Source organism: Streptococcus sp. HMSC077D04, assembly GCF_001808785.1.
GTDB classification, from domain to species: domain Bacteria; phylum Bacillota; class Bacilli; order Lactobacillales; family Streptococcaceae; genus Streptococcus; species Streptococcus mitis_BX.
The window spans coordinates 74040-87349 of sequence record NZ_KV794529.1 but is presented as its reverse complement, the minus strand read 5'-3'; the positions used below and the strand labels follow the sequence as shown (position 1 = coordinate 87349).

The following is a 13310-nucleotide window of genomic DNA, read 5'->3' as shown; positions in this document are numbered from 1 at the left end:
TAGTTTGCTCTTTGATTTTCATTGAGTATAAGCATAGTGATAGGATTCAGAAAAAGGCCTTACCAGACGCTTATTGGTTCTGGTAGGGCCTTTTCTTTATTCTTTTAAGTGATAAGAGTAGCTAGCGACAACGACGTCTTGGTGCCAACGAAGGGCGTATTTGAGTTTAAGGCTCATTTGATTGTGTAGAATATTTTGCCAAGGTTTATTAGGGATAAACTGGGGTACCAGGACAGTGACTGTATAGTTCTTTTTCTGGACATCCTCAGAGATCCGTTTGACATACTTGACAGTAGGGGTGATGATGTCACGGTAGCTGGTCTTGATATTTTTCAGAGTAATAGTTGGGAAGTAATCAGCAAATTCTTGGAGAATTTCTTGGTCTTTTTCTGCTGTTTCCTTAGTAGAAATATGCATGGCTAGGACTTCGTCACCGATACTTTGAGCGTAGTTAATGGCTCCGACACTGACTCGGGTGACATTTCCTACTAGGACCAGAACCAGATTGCCGTCGTAAGTACGTTTTTCGATGCCTTCATAGAGTCGCAGTTGTTGAGCTACTTTTTGGTAATGACTGTGAATCGCCAAGAAGAGTAGGGTGAGTACGAGAATAATCGGGAAGAAAGGCCAGATATCACTGAGACGGAAAAAGAGCAAGATTAGTACAATCGCGTAGCAAATGATAGCTCCAAGAATATTGGCAAGGGCAGGTTTTAAGAAATTTGCCCCTTTTTCTTTTTTCCAATGGCGAATCATCCCAGTCTGAGAAAGGGCAAAGGGAACGAAGACCCCGATAGTATAAAGGGGAATCAAACGTTCGGTATTGCCATTAAAAATGAGAAGAAGAATCATAGCTCCAAAAGCCAGAGTTAAAATTCCATTGGAGTAGCCTAGGCGGTCTCCTTTTTCCATAAAGAGATGGGGCATGTATTTGTTTTTAGCCATATTGTAAGCTAGCATAGGGAAGGCCGAAAAGCCAGTATTTGCAGCTACGGCTAAAATCAAGGCTGTGGAGAATTGGAAGATATAATAGCCAAGGTGACCTAAGAAGGAATTACCAAGGATGCCTTGAGCTATCTGTGAAAGAATAGTTTCTCCGTGTTGAGGCAGAATCCCCATCCAGTAGTTTAGGAAGGTGATACCAGCAAAAAGAAAACCTAAAATCAGTGACATGATGGTCAAGGTCTGAGCAGCATTCTTTTCTTTCGGAGCCTTGAAAAAGGGAACGGCATTTGAAATAGCTTCAACTCCTGTCAGAGAGGCAGAGCCGCTGGTAAAGGCTCTTAGAATGAGAACGATAGACAGGCTCGGAACAGCATGCCCGATAGGAGAAGTTGCCTGATAGCTAAGAGAACCTGTCACTAGTTGAAAGATTCCATAGAGCAAGAGAAAGACAGTACTGATGATAAAGAGATAGACAGGAATCATCAGTGAACTGGCAGATTCTTTTAAGCCTCGTAAGTTCAAGAGCATGAGCAAGCAAACCAGAAAAATAGAGATGTGGAGGTTGTAAGGGTGAAGAGAAGGGAGAGCTGCTGTGATAGCGTCTGCTCCAGATGAAACAGATACCGCTACGGTCAGCATATAGTCAACCAGAAGACTACCTCCAGCAATCAAGCCAAGCTCGGGAGATAGATTTTCTCGAGTAACCATATAGGCCCCTCCCCCTTGAGGGTAGGCATGGATGATTTGACGGTAGGAGACGGTCAGGCTAGCTAGGAGCAGGAGGACAAAGAGGCCGATAGGAAGGCTCCACCATATCGCAAGAGGAGAGAGACTAGCCAAGACGAGGACTACTTGCTCAGGCCCATAGGCAATGGAAGATAGAGCGTCGCTTGATAACATGGCTAGCGCCTGCATTTTTCCCAGTAGTCCCCCTTCGCCTTCGGTTAAGGACTTAAGAGGACGACCGATAAAGGTATGTTTTAATTTTGTAAACATGGTATTTTCCTTTACTGAAAATTTCAATAAGTGCTATTATACTGCTTTGAAAAAATTGCGTCAAGAGACGACAATAGATTTTAGAATATTTTTTACAGATGAGGAGATAGGGCGGTTTTTTGGTATAATAGAAGATAGAAAACGAGGTTAGAAGAGATGATTTTTGATACACATACACACTTGAATGTAGAAGAATTTGCAGGTCGTGAGGCAGAAGAAATTGCCTTGGCTGCTGAGATGGGTGTGACACAGATGAATATTGTTGGTTTTGATGAACCGACGATTGAGCGTGCCTTGGAGTTGGTGGATGAGTATGACAAACTTTACGCAACTATTGGTTGGCATCCGACAGAAGCTGGAACTTACACAGAGGAGATTGAAACCTACTTGCTTGACAAGCTCAAGCATCCAAAGGTAGTTGCCTTGGGTGAGATTGGTTTGGATTATCATTGGATGACGGCGCCAAAAGAGGTGCAGGAGCAGGTTTTTCGTCGTCAGATTCAATTATCTAAGGACTTGGATTTGCCTTTTGTTGTCCATACTCGTGATGCGCTGGAAGATACCTATGAGATTATCAAAAGTGAGGGCGTTGGTCCTCGTGGTGGTATCATGCATTCATTTTCAGGGACTCTTGAGTGGGCAGAGAAGTTTGTCGCGCTTGGCATGACTATTTCCTTCTCAGGAGTGGTGACTTTTAAGAAGGCAACTGACATCCAAGAAGCAGCTAAAGAGTTACCTTTGGATAAGATTTTGGTAGAAACAGATGCGCCTTACTTGGCACCTGTACCTAAACGTGGTCGTGAAAATAAAACAGCCTATACTCGCTATGTAGTGGACTTTATCGCTGACTTGCGTGGCATGACGACCGAGGAGTTATCGGCAGCAACGACTGCAAATGCAGAGCGCATTTTTGGATTGGACAACAAGTAATGAAAGAAAAAATTTCCCAAGTTATCGTGGTCGAAGGGCGAGATGATACGGCCAATCTCAAACGCTATTTCGATGTAGAGACCTATGAGACACGAGGTTCTGCCATCAATGAGCAGGATCTAGAGCGGATTCAGCGTCTACACCAACGCCATGGAGTCATTGTCTTTACAGACCCAGATTTTAATGGGGAGCGGATTCGTCGCATGATTATGACGGCTATTCCAACAGTTCAGCATGCCTTCCTCAAACGAGATGAAGCTGTTCCCAAGTCCAAAACCAAGGGACGTTCTCTGGGAATTGAGCATGCCAGTTATGAAGATTTAAAAACGGCCCTAGCTCAGGTGACAGAGCAATTTGAAAACGAGAATGAGTTTGATATCAGTCGTAGCGACTTGATTCGCCTTGGTTTTCTAGCAGGAGCAGACAGCCGCAAGCGTAGAGAATATCTAGGAGATGCTCTCCGACTCGGCTATTCCAACGGCAAGCAACTTCTCAAGCGCTTAGAACTATTTGGAGTAACCTTGGCAGAAGTGGAAGAAGCTATGAAATCTTATAAGAATAGTTAAGCAGCCACCAAATGTAAGGGGAATGTGTTACAATAGAAGTAAGTAGATTTATGTCAGGGGATTCACTCTGATAATATTTAAATAGATATTTATAAGGAAAGAGTGAAATGAAAATACGAGTTGATAGAGATTCTGTCTGTATGGGTGATGATGTATTACCTCATGAGGTAGAATTTGAAGTTCCGGAAGACATGACGGTGAAAGATTTTTTTGATTTTTTAGAAATGGAGCGTTACCTACCTTCTGTCCAAGGGAATAATGTTGCATGGGAACTTCGTAATCGAAACGGGGAACATGGAGTTTATTTCACCAAAACACGAGAAATTATTCATCCAGATGCACTCCTAAAAGAGATGGTGGAAGGATTTGATGGAACACCTTTATTTGTTTTGCTCTATCATGCTACTCCAGAAACTTACTATATTAGAAAAGAGAATAAATGAGAATTGCAGATTACAGCGTGACCAAGGCAGTGCTAGAGCGTCACGGATTTACCTTTAAAAAGTCCTTTGGGCAAAATTTCTTGACGGATACCAATATCCTTCAAAAAATCGTGGATACGGCTGAGATTGATGACCAGGTTAATGTCATCGAAATCGGGCCAGGGATTGGTGCCTTGACAGAATTTTTGGCTGAGCGTGCAGCAGAGGTCATGGCCTTTGAGATTGACCACCGTTTGGTGCCGATTTTGGCAGATACCCTGCGTGATTTTGATAATGTGACCGTAGTCAACGAGGACATTCTCAAGGTTGATTTGGCGCAGCATATCCAGAATTTTAAAAATCCTGACCTGCCAATCAAGGTAGTAGCTAACTTACCATACTACATCACGACACCTATTCTCATGCACTTGATTGAAAGTGGCATTCCGTTTAGTGAGTTTGTCGTCATGATGCAAAAAGAAGTGGCGGACCGCATTTCAGCCCAGCCTAACACTAAGGCATATGGCAGCTTGTCAATCGCTGTTCAATACTACATGACAGCTAAGGTTGCCTTTATCGTGCCTCGTACGGTCTTTGTGCCAGCACCAAACGTGGACTCAGCCATCTTGAAAATGGTGCGCCGTCCAGAGCCAGCTGTAGCAGTAGAAGATGAGAACTTCTTCTTTAAGGTTTCCAAGGCTAGTTTTACCCATCGCCGCAAGACCTTGTGGAATAACTTGACAGGTTACTTTGGCAAGACTGAAGAGGTCAAGGACAAGCTGACCAAGGCTTTGGACCAAGCAGGCTTGTCACCAAGTGTGCGTGGGGAAGCTCTCAGCTTGGCGGAATTTGCCAGCCTAGCAGATGCACTTAAAGGACAAGGACTTTAAAATGCAGGGACAAATCATTAAAGCCTTGGCTGGGTTCTACTATGTAGAGAGTGATGGCCAGGTCTATCAAACACGCGCGCGTGGGAATTTCCGTAAAAAAGGGCATACTCCCTATGTTGGGGACTGGGTAGATTTCTCTGCGGAGGAAAATTCAGAAGGCTATATTCTCAAGATTCACGAACGCAAAAATAGCCTAGTCCGTCCGCCCATTGTCAATATTGACCAAGCTGTAGTAATCATGTCCGTCAAGGAACCTGATTTTAACAGCAATTTGCTGGATCGTTTCTTGGTTCTTTTGGAACACAAGGGAATCCATCCCATCGTTTATATTTCTAAAATGGATTTGTTGGAAGATAGAGAAGAACTGGATTTTTATGAACAGACTTATGGTAATATCGACTACGACTTTGTGACCAGTAAAGAGGAACTCTTGCCTTTGTTAACAGGCAAAGTGACGGTCTTTATGGGGCAGACAGGTGTTGGGAAGTCAACTCTTCTCAATAAAATCGCACCAGACCTCAATCTTGAAACAGGAGAAATTTCAGACAGTCTGGGTCGCGGGCGCCACACTACTCGAGCAGTTAGTTTTTATAATCTCAATGGGGGTAAAATCGCAGACACACCAGGTTTTTCATCCTTGGATTATGAAGTATCAACGGCGGAAGACCTCAATCAGGCCTTCCCAGAGATTGCCACTGTCAGTCGAGACTGCAAATTCCGTACTTGTACCCATACCCATGAGCCTTCTTGTGCGGTTAAGCCAGCAGTTGAAGAAGGTACCATTGCGCCCTTCCGTTTTGACAACTACCTGCAATTCCTCAGTGAGATTGAAAATCGCAGAGAAACCTATAAAAAAGTCAGCAAAAAAATTCCAAAATAAGGAGAAACCTATGTCTCAATACAAGATTGCTCCGTCAATTCTGGCAGCAGATTATGCCAACTTTGAACGTGAAATCAAACGTCTAGAAGCAACTGGGGCAGAGTATGCCCATATCGATATCATGGATGGCCATTTTGTCCCGCAAATCAGTTTTGGTGCAGGTGTGGTTGAAGCTCTTCGTCCTCATAGTAAGATGGTCTTCGACTGCCACTTGATGGTAGCTAATCCAGAGCATCATTTAGAAGACTTTGCGCGTGCAGGTGCGGATATCATCAGTATCCATGTGGAAGCAACGCCCCATATTCATGGTGCCCTCCAAAAAATTCGTTCACTCGGAGTTAAGCCTTCAGTTGTTATCAATCCTGGCACACCAGTTGAAGCCATCAAGCACGTGCTTCACCTAGTTGACCAAGTCTTAGTCATGACAGTTAACCCAGGCTTTGGTGGGCAAGCCTTTCTACCAGAGACCATGGATAAGGTCCGTGAGTTGGTTGCCCTTCGTGAGGAAAAAGGTTTGAACTTTGAGATTGAAGTGGATGGTGGGATTGATGACCAAACTATTGCCCAAGCTAAAGAAGCTGGTGCGACCGTTTTTGTAGCAGGTTCCTATGTCTTTAAGGGAGATGTCAATGAGCGAGTACAAACTCTCAGAAAACAACTGGACTAGGGTTGCCGTTTTTGCAGGCGGAGACCGCGGTCATTATCGGACAGACTTTGATTGCTTTGTCGGTGTGGATCGAGGCTCGCTCTGGGTCTTGGAAGAAAAGCTGCCTCTTGCTCTAGCAGTTGGGGATTTTGATTCTGTTACTGCAGAAGAGCGACAGGTGATTCAAAAACGTGCCCAGCATTTTGTTCAAGCCCGACCAGAAAAAGATGATACAGATCTGGAATTGGCTCTCTTAACCATCTTTGAGCAAAATTCTCAGGCTCAGGTTACTATTTTCGGTGCTTTGGGTGGTCGTATTGATCATATGCTAGCTAACGTCTTTCTACCTAGCAATCCTAAGTTGGCTCCCTATATGCGCCAGATAGCGATTGAAGATGGGCAAAATTTGATTGCCTATTGTCCAGAAGGGACCAGTCAGTTAGAACCTCGTTTAGACTATGACTATCTAGCCTTTATGCCAGTTCGGGATAGCCAGCTGACTATTCTCGGTGCTAAGTATGAGTTGACAGAGGAAAATTTTTTCTTTAAAAAAGTGTACGCTTCTAACGAATATATAGATAGGGAAGTTTCGGTGACTTGCCCAGATGGCTATGTAGTCGTGTTGCATAGCAAGGACAGGAGGTAGGATGGAAAGTTTACTTGTTCTATTATTGATTGCCAACCTAGCTGGACTCTTTCTGATTTGGCAAAGGCAGGATAAGCAGGAAAAACATCTCAGCAAGAGCTTGGAGGATCAGGCAGATCACTTGTCAGACCAGTTGGATTACCGCTTTGAACAAGCCAGACAAGCCAGTCAGTTAGATCAAAAAGATTTGGAAGTGGCTGTCAGTGACCGTTTGCAAGAAGTGCGAATGGAATTGCACCAAGGTCTGACTCAAGTTCGTCAAGAAATGACAGATAATCTCCTCCAAACCAGAGATAAGACCGACCAACGTCTCCAAGCCTTGCAGGAATCAAATGAGCAACGTTTGGAACAAATGCGCCAGACAGTCGAGGAAAAGTTGGAAAAGACCTTGCAGACGCGCTTACAAGCTTCCTTTGAGACAGTTTCCAAACAACTGGAGTCTGTCAATCGTGGTCTTGGAGAAATGCAGACAGTTGCCCGCGATGTCGGAGCCCTCAACAAGGTTCTCTCTGGAACCAAAACGCGAGGGATTCTGGGAGAATTGCAACTGGGGCAAATCATCGAAGACATCATGACACCTGCCCAGTACGAACGAGAATACGCAACGGTTGAAAACTCTAGTGAACGAGTGGAGTATGCCATCAAGTTGCCTGGACAGGGTGACCAGGAATATGTCTACTTACCGATTGACTCCAAGTTTCCACTGGCAGATTATTACCGCTTAGAAGAAGCCTATGAAGCGGGTGACAAGGACGAGATCGAACGCTGTCGTAAGTCGCTCCTAGCCAGCGTCAAACGCTTTGCCAAGGATATCAAGAGCAAGTACATAGCACCGCCTCGGACTACCAATTTTGGAGTTTTGTTTGTTCCGACAGAAGGTCTCTACTCAGAAATCGTCCGCAATCCGGTCTTCTTTGATGACTTGAGACGGGAAGAGCAGATTATTGTCGCAGGTCCAAGTACCCTATCAGCTCTTCTCAATTCCCTATCAGTTGGTTTCAAAACCCTTAATATCCAAAAGAGTGCTGACCATATTAGTAAGACTCTTGCTAGTGTTAAGACCGAGTTTGGCAAGTTTGGTGGCATTCTGGTCAAGGCACAAAAACACCTCCAACATGCCTCTGGCAATATTGATGAACTATTAAACCGTCGTACCACAGCTATCGAGCGGACGCTCCGTCACATTGAGTTGTCAGAAGGTGAGCCTGCGCTTGATCTACTCCATTTCCAAGAAGATGAGGAAGAATATGAAGATTAGTCACATGAAAAAAGATGAGCTATTTGAAGGCTTTTACCTAATCAAGTCAGCTGACCTGAGGCAAACTCGAGCTGGGAAAAATTACCTAGCTTTTACCTTTCAAGATGATAGTGGCGAGATTGAAGGGAAACTCTGGGATGCCCAACCTCATAACGTTGAGGCCTTTACCGCAGGTAAGGTTGTCCACATGAAAGGACGCCGAGAAGTTTATAACAATACCCCTCAAGTCAATCAAATTACCCTCCGCCTGCCTCAGCCTGGTGAACCCAATGATCCAGCTGATTTCAAGGTCAAGTCGCCAGTTGATGTCAAGGAAATCCGTGACTATATGTCGCAAATGATTTTTAAAATAGAAAATCCTGTCTGGCAACGGATTGTCCGAAATCTCTACACCAAGTATGATAAGGAATTTTACTCCTATCCAGCAGCCAAGACCAATCACCATGCCTTTGAAACGGGTTTGGCTTATCATACGGCGACCATGGTGCGTTTGGCGGATGCTATTAGCGAAGTCTATCCTCAGCTCAATAAGAGCCTGCTCTATGCAGGGATTATGCTGCATGACTTAGCTAAAGTCATCGAGTTGACGGGACCAGACCAGACCGAATACACAGTTAGAGGCAATCTCCTTGGGCATATCGCTCTGATTGATAGTGAAATTACCAAGACAGTGATGGAACTCGGCATCGATGATACCAAGGAAGAAGTCGTTCTGCTTCGTCACGTAATCCTTAGTCACCATGGCTTACTTGAGTATGGAAGTCCAGTCCGTCCACGCATTATGGAAGCAGAGATTATCCATATGATTGACAATCTGGATGCTAGCATGATGATGATGTCAACAGCTCTTGCTTTGGTAGATAAAGGAGAGATGACCAATAAAATCTTCGCTATGGACAATCGTTCCTTCTATAAACCAGATTTAGATTAACAATTTAAGAAAAATGAGCATTTTTTAGGATAAGAATGTTCGTTTTTTTATGTGAATATGGTATAATAGATAAAATATCAAAATTAAATGAAATGGGAAATAGAAATGAAATTAAGAAGAAGTGATCGAATGGTTGTCATTTCCAACTATTTGATTAATAATCCTTATAAACTAACTAGTCTCAATACTTTTGCTGAAAAGTATGAATCTGCTAAATCATCCATCTCAGAGGATATCGTCATTATCAAACGAGCCTTTGAGGAAATTGAAATCGGTCATATCCAGACAGTAACTGGTGCTGGTGGTGGTGTCATTTTCACACCATCAATCTCAAGCCATGATGCCAAGGAAATGGTTGAGGACTTGCGTGCTAAGTTGTCAGAAAGTGACCGTATCTTGCCAGGTGGCTATATCTACCTGTCTGATTTGCTTAGTACACCAGCTATCTTGAAAAATATTGGTCGCATTATTGCCAAGAGCTTTATGGACCAAAAAATTGATGCGGTTATGACAGTAGCGACTAAGGGTGTTCCACTTGCAAATGCAGTTGCCAATGTCCTCAATGTTCCCTTTGTTATTGTGCGCCGTGACCTGAAAATTACCGAAGGTTCAACTGTCAGCGTCAACTATGTATCCGGTTCAAGTGGAGATCGCATTGAGAAAATGTTTCTTTCAAAACGCAGTCTCAAGGCAGGCAGCCGTGTCTTGATTGTGGATGACTTCTTGAAAGGCGGCGGAACTGTCAATGGGATGATTAGTCTCTTGCGTGAGTTTGATTCGGAATTGGCTGGTGTAGCAGTCTTTGCGGATAATGCCCAAGAAGAACGTGAAAAGCAGTTTGACTACAAGTCACTCTTGAAGGTAACCAATATTGATGTCAAGAACCAAACCATCGATGTTGAGGTTGGCAATATCTTTGACGAAGATAAATAAGAGATAGAACTAAAGGTTGGAACGATTGTCCCAGCCTTTCTTTGCAAATAGAATAGAAGGAAACTTATGAAAACACCATTTATCAATAAAGAAGACTTAGAAAAGATTGTTGCCGAGTTCCCGACTCCCTTTCACTTGTATGATGAGAAGGGAATTCGTGAAAAGGCAAGAGCCGTCAACCAAGCATTTTCGTGGAACAAGGGCTTTAAGGAATATTTTGCAGTTAAGGCTACTCCAACTCCAGCTATTTTGAAAATTCTCCAAGAGGAAGGTTGCGGTGTGGACTGCTCTAGTTATGTGGAGCTTTTGATGAGTCATAAACTGAATTTCCCTGGTTCTGAGATCATGTTCTCTTCAAACAATACGCCAGACAAGGAATACGCCTATGCACGTGAATTGGGTGCGACCATTAACTTGGATGCCTTTGAAGATATTGAACATCTAGAGCGTGCAGCAGGCATTCCAGAAATTATCTCTTGTCGTTACAATCCTGGAGGCGTTTTTGAACTGGGAACAGATATTATGGACAATCCTGGAGAAGCCAAGTTTGGTATGACCAAGGACCAGCTCTTTGAAGCTTTTGCCATCTTGAAGGAAAAAGGAGCCAAGACTTTTGGGATTCACTCCTTCCTAGCGTCCAATACCGTCACCCATCTCTATTACCCAGAGTTGGCTCGTCAGCTTTTTGAATTGGCTGTTGAAATCAAGGAAAAGTTGGGCATTTCGCTAGACTTTATCAATCTTTCTGGCGGTATTGGTGTCAACTATCGTCCAGACCAGGAGCCAAATGATATTGCCTTGATTGGTGAGGGAGTTCGTAAGGTGTATGAAGAGGTCCTTACGCCAGCAGGTCTTGGTCAGGTTAAGATTTTCACCGAATTGGGTCGTTTTATGTTGGCACCTCACGGTGCTTTGGTCACAAGAGTCACTCATAAGAAGGAAACCTACCGTACCTATCTAGGTGTGGATGCATCAGCAGTCAACCTCATGCGTCCAGCCATGTACGGAGCCTACCACCATATTACCAATCTGACCCATCCAGATGGACCAGCTGAAGTTGTAGATGTGGTTGGTTCACTCTGTGAAAACAATGATAAATTTGCAGTAAATCGTGAACTACCTCATACAGAAATCGGTGATTTGCTGGTAATTCATGATACAGGTGCTCATGGTTTTTCAATGGGCTACCAGTACAATGCCAAACTTCGTTCTGCGGAAATCCTCTATACCGAAGAAGGTAAAGCCCGTCAAATCCGCCGTGCAGAGCGCCCTGAGGACTACTTTGCAACCTTGTATGGCTTTGATTTTGAAGAATAAAATGATAAGTAATTGAAAATGAAATTGAAAAACAGATTGCTTTCTAAAAAATAGGCAAAAATCTTGTTTTTCCTTCAAGTCGTGATATAATAAAACTATAAAACGTTTTCAAGGAAGGTAACGATATGTCTGAAGAAACAATTGATTATGGACAAGTGACAGGAATGGTGCATTCGACAGAAAGTTTTGGGGCGGTAGATGGCCCTGGTATTCGCTTTATTGTCTTTTTGCAGGGCTGTCACATGCGTTGCCAGTATTGCCATAACCCGGATACTTGGGCTATGGAGTCCAATAAGTCACGTGAACGGACGGTAGATGATGTCTTGACAGAGGCCTTGCGCTACCGCGGTTTCTGGGGAAATAAGGGCGGTATTACAGTCAGTGGAGGAGAAGCCCTCTTGCAGATTGATTTCCTGATTGCTCTCTTCACCAAGGCTAAGGAACAAGGAATCCACTGTACTTTGGACACCTGTGCCCTTCCTTTCCGTAATAAACCACGTTACCTTGAGAAGTTTGACAAACTCATGGCTGTCACTGACTTGGTCCTCTTGGATATCAAAGAAATCAACGAAGAACAGCACAAGATTGTTACTAGCCAAACCAATAAAAATATCTTGGCCTGTGCCCAGTATTTATCAGATATTGGAAAACCTGTCTGGATTCGCCACGTGCTAGTTCCGGGATTGACAGATAGAGACGATGACTTGATTGAACTTGGGAAGTTCGTCAAGACCCTCAAAAATGTTGATAAGTTTGAAATTCTACCTTATCACACCATGGGTGAGTTTAAGTGGCGTGAATTGGGAATTCCATATTCCCTCGAAGGGGTTAAACCACCAACAGCAGACCGCGTCAAGAACGCTAAAAAGCTCATGGATACCGAAAGTTACCAAGACTATATGAAACGTGTACATGGATAAAAAAGAAGCCTGATGGAAACATCGGGCTTTTAAATTTACACAAATATAGATAATTAAATGAAACAAAATTTTATACTCTTCGAAAATCTCTTCAAACCACGTCAGCGTCGCTTTGTCGTATATATGTGACTGACTTCGTCAGTTCTATCTGCAACCTCAAAACAGTGTTTTGAGCAGCCTGCGGCTAGCTTCCTAGTTTGCTCTTTGATTTTCATTGAGTATTAAATCTTTTTTACTCTCTAAATTCTGAAAAAAATCCGAAAATGAGTGTATAAGATATAGTTACTTTTAGAAATATTAAATAGAATAGGAGAACATCATGGAACAAAGTATTATCATTAAAAATTTATGTAAGTCGTATGGGCAAACTCAAATTTTAAAAGATATTTCTTTTGAAGCAAAAGCAGGTAGAGTGACTGCTTTCCTGGGTCCAAATGGAGCTGGTAAAAGTTCAACATTACGTATTTTATTGGGATTAGACAAAGCAACATCTGGTCTTACCAAAATTGGAGATCAAACTTATAAGGAATTAAAATTTCCTCTAAAGACTGTAGGAGCTTCATTTGACAGTGTAGGAGCTCCTGATGATCGGACTGTTTATCAACATTTGAAAATAGTTGCTGCTAGTAATGGGATATCTAGTCAGCGAATTGAACAAGTCTTGGATATGGTGGATATTAGCCATAAGAAAAAATCTAAAATTGGGAAATTATCATTAGGAGAAGGACAACGATTAGGAATTGCAACAGCTCTATTAGGAAATCCTCAATATCTGATATTGGATGAACCGACTAATGGGTTGGATCCAAGAGGAATTAGGTGGTTTAGAGAGTTTATAAAAAAACAAGCTCAAGAAGGAAAGACAGTCTTGCTATCATCTCATATATTATCGGAAGTGGAAGCAGTAACAGATGATGTAGTTATCATAAATAAAGGAAAAGTTCTTATAAAAGGCACTTTACAAGAAGTGATGAAAAATCTTTCTTCACTAGAAGAAGTCTTCTTTAGTTTAACAGAGGGAGGAAAGTGA

At 43.0% G+C, this 13310-nt stretch carries 14 protein-coding genes; 13 read left to right on the top strand and 1 reads right to left on the bottom strand.

Annotated features, from left to right (window positions below):
• Nucleotides 1–96 precede the first annotated feature (96 nt).
• Entirely contained in the window at nt 97–1941 is a 1845-nt protein-coding gene (locus HMPREF2701_RS04245) for an APC family permease (protein ID WP_070482212.1), read from the bottom strand.
• A 156-nt stretch (nt 1942–2097) separates the two neighbouring features.
• Between HMPREF2701_RS04245 and HMPREF2701_RS04240 the strand changes: the two genes are divergently transcribed.
• The 13 genes from HMPREF2701_RS04240 (at nt 2098) to HMPREF2701_RS04175 (ending at nt 13310) form a co-directional block, all read left to right on the top strand.
• Nucleotides 2098–2871, top strand: coding sequence for a TatD family hydrolase (locus HMPREF2701_RS04240; RefSeq protein WP_070482208.1), 774 nt, complete (start codon nt 2098–2100; stop codon nt 2869–2871).
• Entirely contained in the window at nt 2871–3437 is a 567-nt protein-coding gene (rnmV, locus tag HMPREF2701_RS04235; protein ID WP_070482206.1) for a ribonuclease M5, read from the top strand. Before HMPREF2701_RS04240 ends, rnmV begins: the two co-directional genes overlap by 1 nt.
• 107 nt (nt 3438–3544) lie before the next feature.
• Complete coding sequence (locus HMPREF2701_RS04230; RefSeq protein WP_061590030.1) at nt 3545–3880, top strand: ubiquitin family protein; 336 nt, start codon at nt 3545–3547, stop codon at nt 3878–3880.
• Nucleotides 3877–4749, top strand: coding sequence for a 16S rRNA (adenine(1518)-N(6)/adenine(1519)-N(6))-dimethyltransferase RsmA (rsmA, locus tag HMPREF2701_RS04225; protein WP_001216838.1), 873 nt, complete (start codon nt 3877–3879; stop codon nt 4747–4749). The genes HMPREF2701_RS04230 and rsmA overlap by 4 nt, the downstream gene beginning before the upstream one ends.
• Before the next feature lies 1 nt (nt 4750).
• Nucleotides 4751–5629: a ribosome small subunit-dependent GTPase A gene (gene rsgA, locus HMPREF2701_RS04220; protein WP_070482257.1), complete on the top strand. Its 879-nt coding sequence runs from the start codon at nt 4751–4753 to the stop codon at nt 5627–5629.
• Between the two features lie 10 nt (nt 5630–5639).
• Nucleotides 5640–6296 (top strand): ribulose-phosphate 3-epimerase, encoded by a 657-nt coding sequence (gene rpe, locus HMPREF2701_RS04215; protein WP_000084990.1) that lies wholly within the window; start codon nt 5640–5642, stop codon nt 6294–6296.
• Nucleotides 6259–6921 (top strand): thiamine diphosphokinase, encoded by a 663-nt coding sequence (locus tag HMPREF2701_RS04210; RefSeq protein WP_070482204.1) that lies wholly within the window; start codon nt 6259–6261, stop codon nt 6919–6921. The genes rpe and HMPREF2701_RS04210 overlap by 38 nt, the downstream gene beginning before the upstream one ends.
• Before the next feature lies 1 nt (nt 6922).
• Entirely contained in the window at nt 6923–8179 is a 1257-nt protein-coding gene (rmuC, locus tag HMPREF2701_RS04205; RefSeq protein ID WP_070482203.1) for a DNA recombination protein RmuC, read from the top strand.
• Complete coding sequence (locus tag HMPREF2701_RS04200) at nt 8169–9110, top strand: 3'-5' exoribonuclease YhaM family protein (protein WP_049492793.1); 942 nt, start codon at nt 8169–8171, stop codon at nt 9108–9110. The genes rmuC and HMPREF2701_RS04200 overlap by 11 nt, the downstream gene beginning before the upstream one ends.
• 105 nt (nt 9111–9215) lie before the next feature.
• Nucleotides 9216–10043, top strand: coding sequence for a pur operon repressor (purR, locus tag HMPREF2701_RS04195; protein WP_004255834.1), 828 nt, complete (start codon nt 9216–9218; stop codon nt 10041–10043).
• A gap of 66 nt (nt 10044–10109) precedes the next feature.
• A complete protein-coding gene (locus tag HMPREF2701_RS04190; RefSeq protein WP_004255836.1) occupies nt 10110–11360 on the top strand; it encodes a diaminopimelate decarboxylase in 1251 nt (416 codons plus the stop codon).
• Between the two features lie 125 nt (nt 11361–11485).
• Nucleotides 11486–12280 carry a pyruvate formate-lyase-activating protein gene (pflA, locus tag HMPREF2701_RS04185; RefSeq protein ID WP_004255837.1) on the top strand — a complete coding sequence of 265 codons (795 nt, stop codon included), beginning with the start codon at nt 11486–11488 and terminating at the stop codon, nt 12278–12280.
• 319 nt (nt 12281–12599) lie between these two features.
• Nucleotides 12600–13310: an ABC transporter ATP-binding protein gene (locus tag HMPREF2701_RS04175; protein WP_023943463.1), complete on the top strand. Its 711-nt coding sequence runs from the start codon at nt 12600–12602 to the stop codon at nt 13308–13310.